Below are 18,767 nucleotides of genomic sequence, written 5' to 3'. Positions count from 1 at the left end.
TCAGGGAGGACGGGACGGTCAGGAGTCCTCTTCGGACTCGACGCGGTCGAGGAGGTCGGTGATGAGCTTCACGGCGGCGTCGTCGTCGCCGGTGAGCTCGTTCACGCGGAGGCCGAGCAGGACCATCGCGACCTCCAGGGCCGTCATCTCCTCCTTGCGCCAGGCGCCGTGCTCGCGGCGCCACAGCGTCGGGCTGATGCCGACCAGCGGGGCGACCAGCAGGCCCGCGACCGTGGGGATGCCCTCGTCGTTGACGACCTTCATCAGCTTCATCGTCCCCAGGATCCAGGGGACGACGTGCTCCATCACGTCCTCGTCCTGGGAGGAGTAGGCGTCCTCGAGCCACTGCATGTACACGTAGATCAGCGTGCACGCGCCGTCGAGCACGTCGGCGGCCCCCTGCGGGCCGAAGGACTCCAGGTACCGGTTCCTCAGCTCGTCCTCGCCGGCGGCCTCCCCGCTGCCGAGGGACTTGAGGCGCGTGTCGAGGACGGTCAGCGCGGCCGCGATATCGCCGACCGGCGCACGATCGGGGGCCAACGGGGACGACATCATCCACCTCCGAGAGACCGTGCCCGTCCAGGGGCGGGACACGGCCCACCCTATGCGCCGCCGCCTCGGCTCACTCTCCGAACACCCGAGCCGTCGCGAACTAGGACGCGGCCTTATGGCTCCGTGCGGGGCCTTACGGTCACGGTCGGGGCATGGAAGCCGCTGTCGCCGCGTCCTCGCTGCGCCGAACGTACGAGCGCAGGCGCAAGGACGCCGTCGTCGCCCTGGACGACCTCACGCTGACCATCGCCCGGAACGAGATCCACGGGCTGCTCGGGCCGAACGGCGCGGGCAAGACCACCCTCGTCAAGATCCTCTCGACCGTGCTGCTCCCGACGTCCGGGACGGCGCGGATCCTCGGGCACGACGTCGTCGCCGAGACCAAGGCCGTCCGGTCGCTGATCGGACTCGTCCTCGGCGGGGACCGGGGCCTGTACGACCGCCTCACCGCCCGCCGCAACCTGCTGTTCTGGGGGTCCTTGTACAAACTCGACGCCCGGACCGTCCGGCGGCGGGCCGACGCCCTCCTGGAACGGGTCGGACTCGCCGAGCGCGCGGACGAACCCGTCGAACGCTTCTCGCGCGGCATGCGGCAACGCCTGCACCTGGCGCGCGGGCTCCTGCACGAGCCGCAGGTGCTGTTCCTGGACGAGCCGACCTCCGGCCTCGACCCGGTGGCGGCGGTCGCGTTCCGCCGCCTCGTCCGGGAACTCCGGGACGAGGGGCGCACGTTCCTGCTGGCCACGCACGACATGGACGAGGCGACCGCGCTCTGCGACCGGGTCTCGCTCATCGACCGCGGACACCTGCTCCTCACCGACGACACCGCGAACGTCGGACGGATCCTCGGCGACCGCGAATGCGTCGACTTCGTCCACGAGGACGACTCGCTGGCGCGGGCCCTGGCCGTGCTTCCGCCGGTCATCGACGTCGAGCGGCTGGACGACCGGTGGCGGGCGCACACCGTCGACCGGGAGGGGTCGCGGCGCGTCCTGGCCTGGCTGGTCGAGCGGGACGTCCTCACCGGACGCCGCGCGCAGCCGACGCTCGAAGAGGTCTACCTGCGGACCGTCGGCGACCGGGGGATGAGGGTATGACGTACCTGACGGTGGTGTGGCGGGCCTTCCAGCTCCAGGCCCTGCTGTCGCGCCGCAGCCCAGCGCACCTGCTGATCCTGCTGATCGCGCCCATGCAGACGACGAGCCTGCTGGCGATGACCCTCCAGGCGCATCGTCCGGACGCGGTGGCGACCGCCGTCATCGCGCCCGGCCTCATCGGCCTGTGGGTGTCCTCGCTCGACTACGCCGGACGCGTCGTCCCCGAGGACCAGTGGGCCGGACGGTTCACGCCCATGATCGCCGCGCCGGTCCCGCTCACGCTGGTCGTCGCCGGACGCGTCACCGCCGTCGTGCTGGTGGGCGCGATGGCGTTCGGCGAGTCCTGGCTGGTGGCGGCGCTCGGCTTCGGGCGGGTGCTGACCGTCCACAACCCTGGGGTGTTCGCCGCGGCCGTCCTGGCCACCTGCCTGGCGTCCGTCGGGACGGCGATGCTGATGTCGGGGGTCATCTCACTGTCCCGGGCGCGGGACGTCCTCCAGAACTCGCTCAGCTACCCGTTCTACATCCTCGGCGGGATCGTGTTCCCTCTCACGGTGCTGCCCGCCTGGATGCGCCCCTTCAGCCACCTGGTGTTCCTGTCCTGGAGCGCGCGCCTGCTGCGCGACTCCGTCCACGGGACGGCGCACGACTGGCCGCTCGCACTCGCGACGATCCTCGCGCTCGGGACGGCGGCCCTCGCGGGCGGAATGTGGCTGACGCACCGCCTCGTGAACCTCGCCCGGCACAAGGGGACGGTGGGATACGCATGATCCACGTGTTCCGGATCGTCCGGCAGGCGACGATGCTCGGGTTCGCCGAGATGGGCCGCGTCTACACCTGGCGGACGTGGACGTTCGGCTGGCTCGTCCGGCTGCTCTGCCAGGTCTCCTTCTACGCGCTGCTCGGCTCCTACCTCGGCGACCCGGGCCTGACGCGGTACGTCCTGGTCGGGAACGTCGTCGTCCTGGCGTGCCTGGAGTCCACCATCGTGGTGATCTCGCTCGCCGGGGAGCGCGCCCAGGGGACGCTGCCGCTGCTCGCCGTCGCGCCCGCCGGGCACCTGCCCGTCTACCTGGGACGCGGTGTCCAGTGGATGACGACCGGGCTGATCAGCTCGATGGTCGCCTGGACCGTCCTGCCGCCGCTGCTCGGCGTCCCGCTGCCGTGGCCGCGCGCGGCGTACGCGATCCCGGTCATCGTCCTCATCCTGCTCAGCAGCTACGGGTACGGGTGCGCGCTGGCGGGCGTCGCGCTGCGCCTGCGCGGGGTCGAATGGCTCGTCCTGAACTTCGCGTACGGGATCGTCATGACGTTCGGAGGAGTGAACGTCCCGCTGTCGTTCTGGCCCGCTCCCCTGCGCGCGGTGGTGGAGTTCCTGCCGCTCGTCCATGGGTTGCAGGCCGTACGCGGCATCCTGGACGGCGCGCCCGCCGGCCACGTCCTCGGCCTGGTCGGACTCGAGGCCCTGGTCGGGGCGGGCTGGTACGGGATCGCCTGGCTGTCCATGGACCGCCTCGTGGCCGTCGGCCGCCGCACCGGCACCCTCGACTACGCGGGCTGAGGGCTGGCCCACACCCGCGACGGCGGGTGCTCGGGAACGCGGCGGCCCGGTGGGCCGCCGCGTTCCCGAGGTTCACGCGACGCTGGCGGGCTCCTCGTCGCGCGGGAAGAAGGGGAGCTCGATGTGGACCCGGTCGGCGGCGGCGAGGATCTTCTCGGCGTCGTCGACCGGAGGGTGGATGTGCTGGTTGATCCGCTTCTTGACCTCCTTGCCCTCGACGCCCGAGGCCATGACCCTGCGGTCCCAGCCCCGGGTGAAGATCCCACCGGCGGCGCCCAGGTCCAGGCAGGTGACGTACGGGCCGGGGGTGAAGTCGCGCAGCGGCAGGCCGAGCAGGTCGGCCGCCGCGTTGTACCCGGCGACCTTGCCCAGCGGGCTGGCGTGCTGGCAGGCCTGCATGACCGTGTGGTCGTCGTCGAACGGCGCCGCGGCGGTGTCCCCGGCGACGAACACCTCGGGAAGGGCGCGCAACCGCCGGTCCACCGGCACCCTGCCGAGCTCGTCGAGTTCGTCGCAGACCTGCCGGGTGAGCTCGCTGGCCCGCATCCCGACAGACCAGACCACCGCGTCCGCCTTGACCCTGGTGCCGTCGGACAGGACCGCGTACCCGTCGCCGACCTCGGTCACCGTCGTCCCGAGGCGGCGATCGATGCCCAGATCGTCGAGTGCCGCCTCGATCTCCTCGCGTGGCCCCGCGCCGAGCTGCTCCCCGACGACCTGCGACCGGTCCACCAGCAGCACCCGGCCCCGGGCGGCCAGCTCGGTCGCGGCCTCCAGGCCGACGAACCCCGCGCCGACGACCACGGCGGAGTAGTCCTCCCGGTCGCGCAGATGGTCGGTGAGACGCCGGGCCGCGTCCAGGGTGTCGATGTCGAAGAGCCGCTCGGCGCCGGGCAGTCCCGAGGGCGCGACGAGCCTGCTGCCCGCCGCCAGCACCAGGCGGTCGTAGCCGACCTCCCGGCCGTCGGCCACGACCACGCGGCGGCCGGTGTCGATCGTGCTGACCGAAGCCCGCAGGTGCTCGACGCCGATCGGCTCGAGGATCCTGCGCAACTCCACCTTGGCCAGGTCAGGCTCCGGCTCGTACAGGCGCGGACGCAACACCAGATGCTCGTCCGGCGCGATGAGGGTGACGCGCAGGTCCGCGTCCCCACCCGCCCGTTCGCGTGCCAGCGCCGCTCCCGCCGCGCTCCACATGCCCGCGAACCCACCTCCGATGATCACAACATGCGCCATCGATCTCGTCCTCTCAGCCGTCCCCCCGAAAGTCGGGGATCGGCAGGGAGACAAGACGGCGGGCTCGAATGTGACCGAGGCGGACGAGCCCCTCGGGATCGACCAAGCCGAAAACGCGAACGCGCCCCCGGCCTTCCCAAAAAGGCCGGGGGCGCGTCGGTGCAGCGTGTTACGCGCCGCGCAGGACCGCGCCGGTGCGCTCCGCCGCGACGGCGACGGCCGCGTCACGCGCCTCACTCGCCTCCTCGGCGGTCAGCGTCCGGTCGGACGCGCGGAACCGCAGCGAGTAGGCCAGCGACTTGCGGCCCTCGCCCACCTGCTCGCCGGTGTACACGTCGAACAGGCGCAGCGACTCGAGCAGCTCGCCCGCGCCGTCCCGCAGGGCGGACGCGACGTCGGCGGCGGGCACCGTGTCGTCCACGGTCAGCGCCACGTCCTGCGTCGCGACCGGGTACGCCGACACGTGCGGGGCGCGGACGTCGCGCGGCTCGCCGAGCGCGCGGACCTCCAGCTCCATCGCGCACGTGCGCGCCGGAAGCCCGAACGCCTTCACCACGCGCGGGTGCAGCTCGCCCGCGTGGCCCACGAGCGTGTCGCCCGCGTACAGCGCGGCGCAGCGGCCCGGGTGCCACGGCGCGTGCTGGTCGGCCTTCACCGTCAGCTCGACGCCCGCCTCGCGCGCGACCGTGCGGGCCGCCTCGACGGCGTCCGCCCAGTCCGCGCCCTCGCCCTTGCCCCACCAGCCGGACGGGGCGCGCTCGCCGGACAGCACGACCGCGACGCGGAACGGCTGGTCCGGAAGCGCGGCGTCGATCGAGGCGATGTCCTCGGCGGACGGGGCCCGGTCGACCGGCAGCCGCGGGGCGCCCTTCGGCGCGTCCGGACGCGGCCGGAACACCCGCCCGCTCTCGTACAGCGCGACGTCGCCGAAGCCGCGGCCGACGTTGCGGGACAGGGACTTCAGCAGGCCCGCCAGCAGCGTCGTGCGCAGCAGCGGCTCGTCCTCCGACAGCGGGTTCGCCAGCCGCAGCGCGGCCCGGCGGGCGTCGTCGGCCGGGAGCTGCAGGTCGTCGGCGTCCTTGGCGGAGGTGAACGGGAAGTTCAGCACCTCGGTGTACCCGGAACCGGCGAGCGCGCGGCCGATCCGGCGGCGCAGCCGCTGGTCTGCGGTCAGCCCGCGGCCCGCGACCGGACGCGGCGCACGCGACGGGATGCCGTCGTAGCCCTCGAGCCGGACGACCTCCTCGGCGAGGTCGTTCGGGTCGCCCAGGTCCGGACGCCACGTCGGCGGCGTCACGACCAGCTCGTCGTCTCCCGCGACCGCGCAGCCGACCTGCTCCAGGCGGCGCACGACGGTCTCGCGGTCGTAGGCGACGCCCGCGACCCTCGCCGGGTGCCCGGCGGACATCGCGACCGTGCGCGGCTCGACCGGGGCCTCGGCGTGCGTGACGCCCGGGACGATCTCCGCTCCGCCCAGTTCGGCGAGCATCCGCGCCGCGCGCGCCGAAGCGTACAGCGGCAGCTCGCGGTCGACGCCGCGCTCGAACCGGTAGGACGCCTCGCTGTGCAGCTTGTGCCGCCGCACCATCCGCGCGACCGCGACCTCGTCGAAGTGCGCGGCCTCGATCACCATGTCCGACGACTTCTCGTCGATCTCGGTGGCGAGCCCGCCCATCGTCCCGGCCAGGCCGATCGGCCCGGACGCGTCGGTGATCAGCAGGTCCTCGGCGTCGAGCTTGCGCTTGACGTGGTCGAGGGTCTCCAGCTTCTCCCCCGCCGCGGCGCGCCGCACGACGATCGGGCCGTTCAGCTTGGCCCGGTCGAAGGCGTGCAGCGGCTGTCCGAGCTCCAGCATCACGTAGTTGGTGACGTCCACGGCGAGCGACACCGGGCGGACGCCCGCGCGGAACAGCCGCACGCCCATCCGCAGCGGCGTCTGGGCGGACGGGTCGAACCCGCGCACCTCGCGCAGGACGAACCGGTCGCAGCCGGACGCGTCGTCGATCGACGCCGGGTACACCTCGCCGGAGCCGTCCGGCAGCGCGACGTCGGCCGGGTCGTGGAACGGGACGCCGTAGGCGGTCGCGGCCTCGCGGGCGATGCCGCGGATCGACAGCGCGTACCCGCGGTCCGGGGTGACGGCGATGTCGAGGACGTCGTCGCGCAGGCCGAGCAGCTCCATGGCGTCGGCGCCGACGACGGTGTCCGGCGGCAGCACCAGGATGCCGTCGTGGTCGTCGCCGATCGCCAGCTCGCGGACCGAGCAGATCATGCCCTCGGACATGCGCCCGTAGGTCTTCCGCGCGCCGATCTTGAACCCGCCGGGCAGCTCGCCGCCGGGCAGGATGACCACGACGTGGTCGCCGACCGCGAAGTTCGTCGCGCCGCAGATGATCTGCTGCGGCTCGCCGGTGCCGTTGGCGTCGCCGACGTTCACCGTGCAGAACCGGATCGGCTTCTTGAAGCCGGTCAGCTCCTCGATGGTCAGCACCTCACCGACCACGAGCGGGCCGACGATGTCGGCGCCCGCGCGATCGACGGTCTCGACCTCGAGGCCCACGTCGATCAGCTTCGCGGCCAGCTCGCGGCCGGTGATCCCCTCGGGCAGCTCGACGTACTCGCGCAGCCAGGAAAGCGGGGCCCGCATCAGATCTCCATCCCGAACGGAAGGGTGAAACGGACGTCGCCCTCCACCATGTCGTGCATGTCCTCGACACCGTGCCGGAACATCAGCGTCCGCTCGACACCGAGGCCGAACGCCCAGCCGCTGTAGCGGGTGGTGTCGATGCCGCAGGCCACCAGCACGCGCGGGTTGACCATGCCGCAGCCGCCGATCTCGATCCAGCCCTCGGACGAGCAGGTGCGGCACGGCTCGCCGCCCGGCTCGGCCGACGCCCCGTGGCACACGAAGCACTGCATGTCCACCTCGGCGGACGGCTCGGTGAACGGGAAGTAGGACGGGCGGAACCGGGTCTTCAGGCCGCCGCCGAACATGCCGGTGACGAACGCGTCGATCGCGCCGCGCAGGTCGGCCATCGTCAGGCCCTCGTCCACCGCCAGGCCCTCGAGCTGGTGGAAGACCGGGGCGTGCGTCGCGTCCAGCTCGTCGGTGCGGAAGGTGCGGCCCGGCGCGACCACGTACACCGGCAGGTCACGCGACAGCAGGGAGCGGATCTGGACCGGCGAGGTGTGCGTGCGCATCACCACGTCGGACTCCTCCGACTCCACGAAGAACGTGTCCTGCATGGAGCGCGCGGGGTGGTCGGGCTTGAAGTTCAGGGCGTCGAAGTTGAACCAGCCCGCCTCGACCTCCGGCCCCTCGGCGACCTCGAAGCCCATGGCGACGAACACGTCGGCCATCCGCTCCTGGAGCGTGGTCAGCGGGTGCCGGGCACCGCGCGGCGCGCGGTCCCAGGGCAGGGTGACGTCGACGGTCTCCTCGACGAGGACGCGCTGGTCGCGTTCCTCCTCCAGCTCGGCCTGGCGCTTCTTCATCGCCTGGGCGACCGCGCCGCGGGCCGCGCCGACGCGCTTGCCCGCCTCGGCCTTGGCCTGCGGCGGCAGCGCGCCGATCTCCCGGTTGGCCAGGGCCAGCGGCGATCGGTCGCCCGCGTGGGCGAGCCGGACGGCCTTCAGGTCGTCCAGGTCGGTGGCGGCGGCGATCGCGGCGAGCGCCGCGTCTCGGGCCTTGTCGAGCTCCGCGGGTTGCAGCGCGGTCACCTCGACGGGGTCGTAGGACTTGTTGGGTGCAGACATGGTGATGTGATGACTCCGGTCGGCGTGGGACGTCCGCAGTCTAGTGCGCGGACGGGAAAGATCCGGAAAAGCGTGCGTCTGCGCGCCGCCCGCGCGGGGAGCCCGGTGCCGTGGCGGCTGAGCGGACGCTCAGGCGGTGGCGTGGTCGGGGGCCCCGGCGGGCACGGTAAATCGGAACTCGGCGCCGCCGCCGGGCGCGCGCCGCACGGTGATCGCTCCGCCGTGCGCCTCGACGAGGCCCTTCACGATGTAGAGACCGAGACCGGTGCCGCCACGGCGGCCGGAGGCGGGCCCGCGCCAGAACTGCCGGAAGACGCGCTGGGCGGCTTCGGGCGGAATGCCCTCGCCCTCGTCGCGTACCGACACCGCGGCTCCTTCTCCTTGTCCGTCCGGCTCCACCACGATCGTGACAGTACCAGCGCCGTGCCGCACCGCGTTTTCGACGAGGTTGCCGATGACCTGGTCCATCTTGTCGGGGTCGAGCCACAGCTCGGGCAGGTCGCCGCGGGCTTCGAAGCGGAACCGGTCGGCGGACTCGCCCGCCGCGACCCGGCCCGCGATGATCTTACGGACCTCCTCGGCGAGGTCCACCACCTGGCGGCGCATCTCCAGCCGCCCGGCCTCGATCCGGGACACGTCGAGCAGCTCGGTGATCAGCCGGGTCACCCGGTCGGCGTCGGCGTTCACCGTCTCCAGCATGACCAGCTTCTGGTCGTCGTTGAACCGGTGCCACTTGGACAGCAGGGTCGCGGTGAAGCCCTTCACGCTGGTCAGCGGCGACCGCAGCTCGTGCGCGACGGTCGAGACCAGGTCGGCGCGGTCGCGTTCGCGGCGGGCCCGGCGCAGCGCGTCCCGCAGCGTGACCGTGAATCGTTCCACACGTCCCTCCGCGTCCCGGCGGTAGGCGGCGCTCACCAGGAGCTCCGTGCCGTCCGGGAGGAAGAGGGTCTGCTCGGGGTGGCGCGTGCGGGTGGACAGGCCGTCGTAGGGCGCCGAGCACTTCCACCAGTCGCGGCCCTCGCCGTCGTGCAGCGGCAGGACGTCGCGGAAGTCACGGCCGATCGCCGCCTCCGCGGCGACCCCGGTGAGCCGCCGCGCGGCGATGTTGAACACCGCCACCCGGCCGTCCGGACCGGCGACGAGCAGGCCGTCCGGCAGGTCGTCGGGATCGAGCGCCCCGGGCCCGGGCGGGGCGACGTGCTCGGTCCTCGGACCGGGCACGCGCCGACGCGCGGTCGGGGAGTGCTCTCCACCCACGGACGGCCTCCAGAACACCGGACGGGACGCGGCCTGACGACAACAGACTCTATCCGGAGACGGCGACGCCGCGGGACCCGAGAGCCTCCGCCGGGCAAGCGTTTTGTGTCCCTCACGACCACCCGCGGCCCGGCCCCCGGCAGGGGTCCGGGCCACGGGGACGACGGTCGGCCGTGATCAGCCGCGGCCCGCGGCGGTGGCCGCCTCGGCGGCGGCGACCGCGCCCGCGACGTCGGCGTGCAGCGGGAACAGGGCGTCCAGGCCGACGACGCGCAGCAGGCGCAGCTGCGCCGGACGGACCCGGGCGAGCCGGACCCGGCCGCCGTGCGCGGCGAGGGCGTTGCGGACAGACACCAGCACGCCGAGGCCGCTGGCGTCGCAGAACCGCACCCCGCCGAAGTCGAGCACCAGGTCGGCGCAGGCGGGCCCGCCGTGCGGGACGGCGAGCTCGGTCAGCCGGGCGCGGAGCGCGTCGGCGGTGCGCAGGTCGATCTCGCCGGCGACGGCGACGACCGTGGTCGTGCCGCGGACGGCGGTGAGCTCGGCCCGCAGCTGCGCGGTGGCCGCGCAGCCGGTCTCGGCCCGCAGCTGTGCGGCGCGTCCCGCCGCCGGGGCGCCCGCCGGACGACCCGCGGGGACGCCGGTGTGGCATCGGACCTCGGGTCCGCGCCGGGCCGTGTGCCGGGCCGCCGTCCCCCTGTGGTCGGTCATTCGATCCCCCATCTCGCGGCGTCGTAGCCGTCCCACGGACTCACCGTAGGCGGCCGTCAACGCGTGTGAATCCCCCGCTGGACCGGTTCGGCCCTCCTCCCGAGGAAGGAACCGCCGGTCCAAGGCGTCCGGCCCCGACCCGCCGCCGCGCGGCGGGTGGCGCGGTCCCCGCCGCACCATCCGGACGGGGTCCATCTTCGCAGGCCGCGCGGGGTACGGCGGCCGTACGGCGCGGAACCGTCCGGTTGCGGTCAGCGCCGAACCGGACGGCCCCATGGCGCCGTCTTCTTTGGGACCTCGCACGGCCGTGACCAGGACATCCCCCGAAAACAGGGCGAAACGGATGTACCCGGCCGGGAGGGCCGTCAGGCGCGCTGCGCCCGCGCGGAGGCGTACAGGCACACGGCGGCGGCCGTGGCCAGGTTCAGGCTCTCGGCGCGGCCGTAGATCGGGACGCGGACCACCTCGTCCGCGTGCCGGAGGGTCTCCTCCGGCAGGCCCCACGCCTCGTTACCGAAGACCCAGGCGGTGGGACGGGCCAGCAGCCCGTCGTCGAGGGCCTCGTCCAGGGTCCGGTCGCCGGCGCCGTCGGCGGCGAGCACGGTCAGCCCCGCGGCCTTCAGGTCGGCGGCCAGGCCCTCGAACCGCGGGCCCGTCACCACCGGCAGATGGAACAGGCTGCCCGCGGAAGCACGGACGCACTTGCCGTTGTAGGGGTCCACCGACGCGTCGGTGAACACCACGGAGTCGGCGCCGGCCGCGTCGGCGGTGCGCAGCACCGTTCCCGCGTTGCCGGGGTCGCGCACGTGCGCGAGGACCGTCACCAGCTTCGGCGAGGCCGCCAGGGCGTCGCCGAGCTGGACGTCCACGAACCCGCAGACCGCCAGCAGCCCCTGAGGGGTGACGGTCTGGGCGAGTTCGGCCATCACCTCGCCGCTCACCCGCAGAACCGGCACGCCCGCCTTCTCGGCGGCCGTGACCAGCTCCGGGTGGCGGCTCTCCGCCTCGGCGGTGGTGAACAGCTCGGCGAGCCCGCCGGGAATGGCCAGAGCCTCGCGGACGGCCTGCGGCCCCTCCGCGAGGAACCGGTGCTCCTGGCGGCGGAACGCACGCTTGGCGAGCCGTCGAGCGGCCTTCACCCGTGGTGATCGGAGCGAGGTCAGCTCGCGGCCCGCCATGTTCACGCCGGTTCTCGTGCCTCTTGTCGTTCCGGCCGCGCTCAGGCGGCCTTCTCGCCCTCGGCCGGCAGCGCGGCCTTGGCGATCTCGACGAGCGCCGCGAACGCGGCGGCGTCGTTGACGGCCAGCTCGGCCAGCATGCGGCGGTCGACCTCGACCTCCGCGGCCTTCAGGCCCTGGACGAACCGGTTGTAGGTCATGCCGTTCGCGCGGGCGGCGGCGTTGATCCGCTGGATCCACAGCCGGCGGAACTGGCCCTTCCGGTCCTTGCGGTCCCGGAAGGCGTAGGTCATGGAGTGGAGCTGCTGCTCCTTGGCCTTGCGGTACAGGCGCGACCGCTGGCCGCGGTAGCCGCTCGACCGCTCCAGGACGACCCGACGCTTCTTGGCGGCGTTGACCGCCCGCTTCACGCGTGCCACGTGTTGAACTCCTTCGTGGGGGCCGGCGACTCAAGTGCCGGCCGGTCGTACGGACTGCTGGTCTGGCGGCTGCTTACTTGCGCAGCAGCTTCTTGATGTTCTTCGCGTCGGCGGGCGACACCACGACGGTGCCGTCGAGACGGCGGGTCCGCTTGGTGGGCTTGTGCTCGAGCAGGTGGTTCTTGTTGGCGCGGCGGCGGATCACCTTGCCGGAGCCGGTCAGCTTGAACCGCTTCTTGGCCCCGCTGTGGGTCTTGGTCTTCGGCATGGCGCCGTCGTCTCCCTCTCGTTCGGACCCCCGTGCTCGGGCACGGAGGCGCGCCTGATCGGCGTTGCACCACGGGTCGCGCGGTGCGACGCCAGGTCAGGCTCAATGTACGTGCGTCTTCGCCCCGCTGCCGCGGGGCACGCCCCGTTCACGCGGGGCACGGACGGCCCCGCCGGGGTGCGGCGACGCTCAGCCCTGGGCGGACTCCTGCTCGTGCTCCTGCTCCCGGGCGGCGCGCTCGGCCTTGGCCTCGGCCTTGGCCTCGGCCTTCTTCTTGTGCGGACCGAGAACCATGATCATGTTTCGGCCGTCCTGCTTCGGACGGGACTCGACGAAGCCGAGATCGTCGACGTCCTCGGCGAGGCGCTGGAGCAGCCGGTAGCCCAGCTCGGGGCGGGACTGCTCACGACCACGGAACATGATGGTCACCTTGACCTTGTCCCCGGCCTTGAGGAACCGCACCACGTGACCCTTCTTGGTCTCGTAGTCGTGCGGGTCGATCTTCGGCCGGAGCTTGATCTCCTTGATGACCGTGTGCGCCTGGTTCTTCCGCGCCTCACGCGCCTTCATCGCGGACTCGTACTTGAACTTGCCGTAGTCCATGAGCTTGGCGACGGGCGGGCGCGCGGTGGGCGCCACCTCGACCAGGTCGAGGTCCGACTCACGCGCGAGTTCAAGGGCCTTGGCGATGGGAACGATTCCCACCTGTTCGCCGTTCGGGCCGACGAGCCGGACCTCGGGCACGCGAATGCGGTCGTTGATACGCGGTTCGGCGCTGATGGGACCTCCTAGGAGCCGTACCTGTGCAAGCTTGCGACCGGTGTACCCCGGAGCCCTTCATGCGAAAAGCCCCGCACGACACGCATGCGGGGCCACCTTCGGTCGAGCGCATGCCCCCGCCGGGGCGGCGCGCTCAGGAACGGACACCGAGGTGCCGTCCACGGACCGGGACCCACCGGCCGATGGCCGGTCAGGTGGGAGGTGGCCTCCGCTTGAACGTCCGGCGCACTCCCTCCGCGAGGAAGAAGGCGCAGGACCGGTCGACCACCAAGACTAACACCTTCCTGGGACTCCTTGTTCCACCCTCACCGGGAACCGTCCGATTCGGCCGGGGCCGGCGCCGGAATTCCGGCTGGTCGTCCCGCTTGACGGGCCCGGGGTCAGCGACCAGGGGCGTCGGCGGGGCCGTCCTCGGTGAGAACGATGATCCGGTCGTCCTCGGCGAAGGTGAGCGGGAGGCCCTTGTCCGGGTTGAGCACCACGCCGAAGGAGGGCGGGACGAGGGCCTGCGCACCGACACGGTAGCCGATCGCCACGTCCCCTCTGCGGCGCACGGCCTCGACGACGGTGTGAAAGTCCATGGGCACGCCCGTCCACACGTAGTGGGTGACGGGCGTGAGGTAGATGTCAACACCCCGGGATCGAACAGGTGATCGAGCACGTCGGCCAGGTGCCGGTCCTCCGACAGCCGGACCATGAGCAGGCTGAGCAGCTTGTCCCCGACGACGAAGTCGTCCGCGCGGGTGACCTGGGCGAGCCGCCGGTTCCGCTCGTCGCTCATCTCGCTGACGATCGCGCACCGGCGGCCGTGCCCGGCCTGCATCTGGCGCAGGTGCAGCAGGGTGATCAGCGCGCGACTGTCGGCGTACTGGGCGTCGTCCTCGTCGTAGAGCACGATCACCTGGCCGTAGGACGCCGGGTCGCACGCCTCCAGCGCGGCGCGGGTGCCGGTGTCGCCGAGCGCGAACGCCACGTCCAGGCGGGTCAGGTCCGGCCGCGCCTCGTCCAGCTGGGACGCGCCGTCCGGGAGGTCGGCGACCACGTCGAGCCGGGAGCCCGCGGTGACGTGGGCGTCCAGGCGCCGGACGATCCCGGCGGCCCGCCGGTTCCAGCCGAGCATCAGGGTGCGGGACGGCCGGGTCCCGCGGTCGGGCGGCGGCGCGGCGGCCCGCTCGACGATCTCGCCGTCCCAGCGCACGGGGCCGGCGTCGCCGGCGGCGGAGATCGCGGTCACCTCGTCGCCGTCCTCGAACACCGCGTCCATCGGCGGACGCGGCTCCACCGGCCCGCGGGCCCGGCGGATCCCGACCACCGCGGCCCGCGGGTACAGGTGCAGCACCTCGCCGAAGGCGCGGCCGGTGACGGCGGGCTCGCGGGTCAGGGTGATCTCGTCCCCGGCGAAGTCGAGCAGGTCCTGGTAGACGACGGCGAGGCCGGACTGGAGGCAGGTCCGGACGATCAGCCGCGCGGCGATGTCGCCCGCGTCCACCAGGACGGTCTCGGCGCCCCCGGCGAGCAGCGCCGCCCAGCCCCGGCCCCGGCCAGTTCGGCGACCATGGGGAACACCTGGTCGGACCAGCCGATGATCACGGTGTGGCCCTTCTTCAGGACGGCCGTCCGGCCCTTGCGCAGCCCGTCGATCCGGTGGTGGACGCCGGAGGTGAGCAGGCCGACCAGGGCGCCGGCGAAGAACAGCCCGGCGAGGGCGAGGCCGATGACCCCGGCCCGGTGGAGCCAGCCGCCCCGGGCGGCGTCGCCGAGGTCGAACGCGTGGACCGCGTTCCGCCAGATCTGGGCGGCGGCGCCCGGGGCGGTGGGCCGCCGGTCGTCCACGACGACGAGCAGCGTGCTGAGCGCGATCACCAGCGCGACCGAGACGGCCGCCAGCCAGCCGATCAGGGCGGGCGTCCCCCGGGTCATGGTGTTGTCGAACCGGTAGCGCAACCGCTGCCGCGGCGTGGGACGTGGAGTGGGACCGTGCATCCGCTCTCCCCGGGACCATGATTACGTTGAGTAGCGAATATCTCACCCTTTGAAAAACGGGTCCGCTGCTCCGCGAGGGGCTGTCCAAAGGGCCTTGCCGGGGTGACCGCCGGAGGTGAGGTGCATCTTCCCGGACGGTGCGGACCGGCGGACCGATGCCGGGGTTACGGTTGGACCAGGACGGCCCGTCGGGCCGCGCTGCCAGGGGTTTCCGCCATGCCAGCATCCACCAGGCCAGCATCCGACGCTCCAGAACTCGCCGTGTCCTTTCCGCTGCCCGGCGCTCCGGCCCGGCTCGAGTTCGCGCAGAAGGCGTTCATCGTGTCCGGCGACCCGGTGTCCGGCGACCGGCTCCTGATGGTGCGCAAGGCCGACACCGATCCGCACCATCCGGGCCGCTGGGAGGTGCCCGGCGGTCGGCTGGACGTCGCCGGCGACCTCGATCTCGACGACCACATCCGGCGCGAGGTGTGGGAGGAGGTCGGGCTGAAGATCGATCCGGGGCCGCCGTTCCACCTGTGGGAGTGGTTCATGCCGGACGGGTCGGGCGAGCGGGTCCGGGTGGTCGCGGCGGCGCGGCACTGCCGCCCGCTGACCCTGGACGTCAGCCCGGAGAACCGGGTGCCGGACGACCACCTCGAGGAGTCGGCGTGGATACCGCTCGGCGCGGTGGCGTCGATGGACCTGATCCCGAGCCTGCGTCCGGTGCTGCGGGAGTTCCTCCGCCGGTACCCGGCGATCCGCTGATGCCTCCGCGCGACCGTCCGGACGGCGCGGCGGCGACCGGCGGACCGTCCGGGACGGCGGTCGGGGAGCCGGGGCTCGAGGGCGCGGCGCGGCGGCGGTTCTCGGTCGTGGTCATGGGCGACGTGCGCATCGAGGTGCGGGGGACGCTGACGGACGTCCGGTTCTCCGAGGTGACGGCCGACCGGCTGGCGTACGCGCCCGCGCGCGCCGTGGTCGGCGGGACGGCGGTGAACATGGCGCGCTGGGCGGTCCGGTACTTCCGGCGGGTGGCGGTGCTGGGCCGGATCGGCGACGACGGCTTCACCCCGGCCGTCCGGCGGGAGGTCCGCGGGATCGGGGCGCGTGACCTGCTGCGCGTCGAGCCGGGCGCCGCGAACGGCGTGACGGTCATGCTGCGTGACCGGGCTCCGGACGGCGGGCGCGGCGCGCGGCTGCTCGTCGCCGGGCGGGACGCGCCGGACCAGCGGCTCTCCCCCGCCGACGTGCGGGACGCGGCGCGTCCGATCCGCCGCGCCGACGCGCTGTGCTGCGACGGGTACGCCTCCCTCGCGCCGGTCTCGCGGGCGGCGCTGCGCACCGCGATGGAGACGGCGCGGGCGGCGGGCACGCTGGTGCTGTTCGACCTCGTCCCGCATGACGTGGACGTCCGGCTGCCCATCCAGGACGTGCTGGCGCCGCTCCCCCTCGCGGACATCGTGGTCAGCGAGGCCGGGACGGCGGCGCGGCTGCTCGGACGGCCCGTCCCGGTGGCGGCGGACGACGTGCGGGCGCTCGTCCCGTCGCTGGACGCGCTGGTGCCGGGGCGTCCGCTGTGGCTGCTGCGGTTCGGGCCGTCCTCGCTGGAAGGTGTGCTCGCGCATCGCCGGGACGACCTGACCCTCACCTACCCGTCCGGCTATCGGGAGGGTGTGGAGCGCGTCGGGTTCGGTGATCGGCTCGCGTCGGCCGAGTTGTACTGGTGGCTCGCCCGTCGGGCGGCGCGTTAGGCGGCGCGTCAGGCGGCGCGGCCGGTGTCTTCGACCGCGGTGCGGAGGACGTCCAGGGTGTCGTGGAAGCGCGCTTTGCTCTCGGGCGACGCGAAGACCTCCTGCCAGCGCCATGGGCCGGGTCGGCGCAGCGCGTTCGCGGCGGCCCGCCGAAGGTACTGACCGGGCGCACCGTCCCCCGGGTGGACGGTCGCGGTCCCCGATTCCTCGACGAGCAGGTAGGAGCGTCCGGCGCGGTGCCGTTCGGACAGGGCGGCGTGGCTCGCCTGGACGCCGTCCAGGCCGTCCCGCTCCAGGAGCGCGCGGACGCCGGTGACGCCCGGCAGCAGATGCCAGTGGAAGTGGTCGACGCAGGCCCCGCCTCCCTGCGGCCTGGCCGGGCCGTGCTCCAGGACGAGCAGAGCCGGATCCCCGTACGCGCTGCGGTAGAGGCGGGCGACCGTGCCGCGCCAGGCGAGCGCGCGCTCCCAGAGGTCGGGGCCGAAGGCTCCCGCGCACGGCAGGTGCGCGGCCGAGACGAGCAGCAGATGACCTGCGGCGAGCGGCGCGAGGTCGGGCATCAGGAAGAACGCGTCGTCGGCCGCGAGCACGGCGTCCCGTCCCGGCAGATCGGCGATCGTGTTCAACCGGAACAGCAGACCCGGGCACAACACACAGTCCACGTCCGTCCCCGCGGTCGACCGGCTTGTCGCCATGCCGCCTCCTCCGTTGTCCGGAGGGTGCCCGCCGGGACGTCCGCGATCTGCGCGGAACCGCCACAACCTTGACACCCGGACGGTAGATCACCTGTCCATCGGGGCACATACCCGGGAGAAGGCCCCGACAGTGAACCTCCCCCTGAACCAGCGATCGCAGCGCACCGGACGACCTCAGAGCCCCCGGACGGTCGGTGACGGGCCGGGCGGTGAGGTTCCGGGCGGCGACCGGCTGGACATGGCGCTGCTCCACCACGTGCTCGACGACTCCCTCGACGTCCTCCGCGACACCTACGCGCCGGTGAACGGCACCGGCGGCGGCTGGTACCACGAGCTGGCCCTGCCGGAGCCCGGCACGACCGCCACCGCGCTCGGCCTGCTCGCCTTCACGGCCGCCGGACGGCCCTTCGAGCACTTCGACGCCGGCCTGGCGTTCCTCGCCCACCGCCAGGTGGAGTCCGCCGACCCGCTGCGCGACGGCGGCTGGGCCACCAAGACCAGCCTCGGCATGCCGGTGGTGGAGGCGACCGCGTGGATCGCCCGGTTCCTCGCCGTCGCCCGCTGCGACCTGCGCCCGGACGCGCCGGACCTGCGCCGCGCCTACCTCTGGCTGCTGCGCAACCAGAACCCCGACGGCGGCTGGGGATCACTGCGCGGCGCGCCATCCCGGACCTGGCTGACCTGCCTGGCGCTGCGCGCGCTCGCCCGGCTCAACCCCTACGACCCGTCCGTCGAGCGGGGCGTGGAGTGGCTGACCGCCGACCGGACCGCGCTGCGGCCCGGCTGGGGCCCGACCCCGGCCGCCGCGCCGACCGTCGCACACACCGCGTTCGCGCTGGTCACGCTGGCCGAGGCCCGGCCCCGGCGGGAGGACGAGCGGCTGCTGAGCGCCTTCGACTGGCTCGCCGCGCACCTCGACCCGTCCGACGACCACACCTGGATCGAGACCTACGACGTGATGCCGCACGGCCCCGCCACGGCCCCGATCTGGCGGATGGCGCTGTGGCACTCCGGGCTGCCGATCGCGGTGACCGCGCTGGTGCACGACCCGCGCGGGGCGCCGGGGCCGCTGCTCGGACGGGCCGTCCGGACGCTGCTCACCAGCGATGTCGAGACGCCGTCCTGGGCCGGCCGTCCGGCGGACGGCCCCACCTCGCTGTGGACGCTCTGGTGGCGGCTGGACGCGCTGATCGAGCTGGCCCGGATGCCGCTCGCCCGCTCCCGCGACGTGCTGCACTGGCTGCCGGACGCCACGGTGGTGCAGCGGGCGCACGCCCGCGACCGGGCGCTGCCCGCGCTGCTGCCGGGTCGTCCGCGGCCTGATCCGGTCCGGTTCGTCCGGCGGTACTGGTCGTCGCTGCTGCTCGGCACGGTCGTGGCGGGCGGGCTCGGCGGGGTCGCCGCCCGCGCGTGGGGGTGGCGCGATTTCTGGCTCAGCGTGATCATCCCGATGGCGATGACCACCGCGCACGAGTCCCTGCGCCGCCGCAAGACGGCCGAGTGAGCGAGCGGGCGCGGCCCAGACGGAGCGGAGGGTCGGA

At 73.5% G+C, this 18,767-nt stretch carries 19 protein-coding genes; 6 read left to right on the top strand and 13 right to left on the bottom strand.

The window, feature by feature from the left end; genetic code table 11:
• Nucleotides 1-18: 18 nt before the first annotated feature.
• Entirely contained in the window at nucleotides 19-552 is a 534-nt protein-coding gene (locus tag AB0L06_RS38295; RefSeq protein ID WP_500236111.1) for a hypothetical protein, read from the bottom strand.
• A 152-nt stretch (nucleotides 553-704) separates the two neighbouring features.
• On the opposite strand from AB0L06_RS38295, the gene AB0L06_RS38290 reads away from it, so the two are divergent.
• The 3 genes from AB0L06_RS38290 to AB0L06_RS38280 are packed head-to-tail and all read left to right on the top strand — an operon-like array spanning nucleotide 705 to nucleotide 3,210.
• Entirely contained in the window at nucleotides 705-1,649 is a 945-nt protein-coding gene (locus tag AB0L06_RS38290) for an ABC transporter ATP-binding protein (protein WP_500236110.1), read from the top strand.
• A complete protein-coding gene (locus tag AB0L06_RS38285; protein WP_500236109.1) occupies nucleotides 1,646-2,419 on the top strand; it encodes an ABC transporter permease in 774 nt (257 codons plus the stop codon). Before AB0L06_RS38290 ends, AB0L06_RS38285 begins: the two co-directional genes overlap by 4 nt.
• The gene (locus AB0L06_RS38280) at nucleotides 2,416-3,210 is read left to right on the top strand and encodes an ABC transporter permease (protein ID WP_500236108.1); all 795 of its coding nucleotides are present in this window, start codon (nucleotides 2,416-2,418) and stop codon (nucleotides 3,208-3,210) included. Before AB0L06_RS38285 ends, AB0L06_RS38280 begins: the two co-directional genes overlap by 4 nt.
• Nucleotides 3,211-3,282: 72 nt before the next feature.
• Here the strand turns inward: AB0L06_RS38280 and AB0L06_RS38275 are convergent, their stop codons facing one another.
• The 11 genes from AB0L06_RS38275 to AB0L06_RS38225 form a co-directional block, all read right to left on the bottom strand.
• Nucleotides 3,283-4,446 carry an NAD(P)/FAD-dependent oxidoreductase gene (locus AB0L06_RS38275; protein ID WP_500236107.1) on the bottom strand — a complete coding sequence of 388 codons (1,164 nt, stop codon included), beginning with the start codon at nucleotides 4,444-4,446 and terminating at the stop codon, nucleotides 3,283-3,285.
• Between the two features lie 169 nt (nucleotides 4,447-4,615).
• A complete protein-coding gene (gene pheT / locus AB0L06_RS38270) occupies nucleotides 4,616-7,093 on the bottom strand; it encodes a phenylalanine--tRNA ligase subunit beta (protein ID WP_500236106.1) in 2,478 nt (825 codons plus the stop codon).
• Complete coding sequence (gene pheS / locus AB0L06_RS38265; protein WP_500236105.1) at nucleotides 7,093-8,202, bottom strand: phenylalanine--tRNA ligase subunit alpha; 1,110 nt, start codon at nucleotides 8,200-8,202, stop codon at nucleotides 7,093-7,095. Before pheS ends, pheT begins: the two co-directional genes overlap by 1 nt.
• Before the next feature lie 129 nt (nucleotides 8,203-8,331).
• On the bottom strand, nucleotides 8,332-9,423 hold the full coding sequence (locus AB0L06_RS38260; protein WP_500236104.1) for a sensor histidine kinase: 1,092 nt from the start codon (nucleotides 9,421-9,423) through the stop codon (nucleotides 8,332-8,334).
• Nucleotides 9,424-9,636: 213 nt separating this feature from the next.
• Complete coding sequence (locus AB0L06_RS38255) at nucleotides 9,637-10,170, bottom strand: STAS domain-containing protein (RefSeq protein ID WP_500236103.1); 534 nt, start codon at nucleotides 10,168-10,170, stop codon at nucleotides 9,637-9,639.
• A gap of 365 nt (nucleotides 10,171-10,535) precedes the next feature.
• The gene (locus AB0L06_RS38250; protein WP_500236130.1) at nucleotides 10,536-11,348 is read right to left on the bottom strand and encodes a TrmH family RNA methyltransferase; all 813 of its coding nucleotides are present in this window, start codon (nucleotides 11,346-11,348) and stop codon (nucleotides 10,536-10,538) included.
• A 41-nt stretch (nucleotides 11,349-11,389) separates the two neighbouring features.
• A complete protein-coding gene (gene rplT / locus AB0L06_RS38245; RefSeq protein WP_122195726.1) occupies nucleotides 11,390-11,767 on the bottom strand; it encodes a 50S ribosomal protein L20 in 378 nt (125 codons plus the stop codon).
• Nucleotides 11,768-11,840: 73 nt separating this feature from the next.
• A complete protein-coding gene (rpmI, locus tag AB0L06_RS38240) occupies nucleotides 11,841-12,035 on the bottom strand; it encodes a 50S ribosomal protein L35 (RefSeq protein ID WP_026415009.1) in 195 nt (64 codons plus the stop codon).
• Between the two features lie 189 nt (nucleotides 12,036-12,224).
• Nucleotides 12,225-12,797, bottom strand: a complete 573-nt coding sequence (gene infC / locus AB0L06_RS38235; RefSeq protein WP_500236129.1) for a translation initiation factor IF-3 — start codon at nucleotides 12,795-12,797, stop codon at nucleotides 12,225-12,227.
• Between the two features lie 208 nt (nucleotides 12,798-13,005).
• Nucleotides 13,006-14,304 (bottom strand): CASTOR/POLLUX-related putative ion channel, encoded by a 1,299-nt coding sequence (locus AB0L06_RS38230; RefSeq protein WP_500236102.1) that lies wholly within the window; start codon nucleotides 14,302-14,304, stop codon nucleotides 13,006-13,008.
• Nucleotides 14,274-14,798, bottom strand: coding sequence for a hypothetical protein (locus AB0L06_RS38225; protein WP_500236101.1), 525 nt, complete (start codon nucleotides 14,796-14,798; stop codon nucleotides 14,274-14,276). The genes AB0L06_RS38230 and AB0L06_RS38225 overlap by 31 nt, the downstream gene beginning before the upstream one ends.
• A 261-nt stretch (nucleotides 14,799-15,059) precedes the next feature.
• On the opposite strand from AB0L06_RS38225, the gene AB0L06_RS38220 reads away from it, so the two are divergent.
• Nucleotides 15,060-15,545, top strand: coding sequence for an NUDIX domain-containing protein (locus tag AB0L06_RS38220; RefSeq protein ID WP_500236100.1), 486 nt, complete (start codon nucleotides 15,060-15,062; stop codon nucleotides 15,543-15,545).
• Nucleotides 15,545-16,531: a carbohydrate kinase family protein gene (locus AB0L06_RS38215; RefSeq protein WP_500236099.1), complete on the top strand. Its 987-nt coding sequence runs from the start codon at nucleotides 15,545-15,547 to the stop codon at nucleotides 16,529-16,531. The genes AB0L06_RS38220 and AB0L06_RS38215 overlap by 1 nt, the downstream gene beginning before the upstream one ends.
• An 8-nt stretch (nucleotides 16,532-16,539) precedes the next feature.
• Here the strand turns inward: AB0L06_RS38215 and AB0L06_RS38210 are convergent, their stop codons facing one another.
• Entirely contained in the window at nucleotides 16,540-17,226 is a 687-nt protein-coding gene (locus AB0L06_RS38210) for an HIT family protein (protein WP_500236098.1), read from the bottom strand.
• A gap of 130 nt (nucleotides 17,227-17,356) precedes the next feature.
• Between AB0L06_RS38210 and AB0L06_RS38205 the strand changes: the two genes are divergently transcribed.
• Nucleotides 17,357-18,730, top strand: coding sequence for a prenyltransferase/squalene oxidase repeat-containing protein (locus tag AB0L06_RS38205; protein WP_500236097.1), 1,374 nt, complete (start codon nucleotides 17,357-17,359; stop codon nucleotides 18,728-18,730).
• Nucleotides 18,731-18,767: the final 37 nt, after the last annotated feature.

It is taken from the genome of Spirillospora sp. NPDC052269, from assembly GCF_040679435.1.
Lineage (GTDB): Bacteria > Actinomycetota > Actinomycetes > Streptosporangiales > Streptosporangiaceae > Spirillospora.
This window is presented reverse-complemented; position numbering and strand designations above follow the sequence as displayed.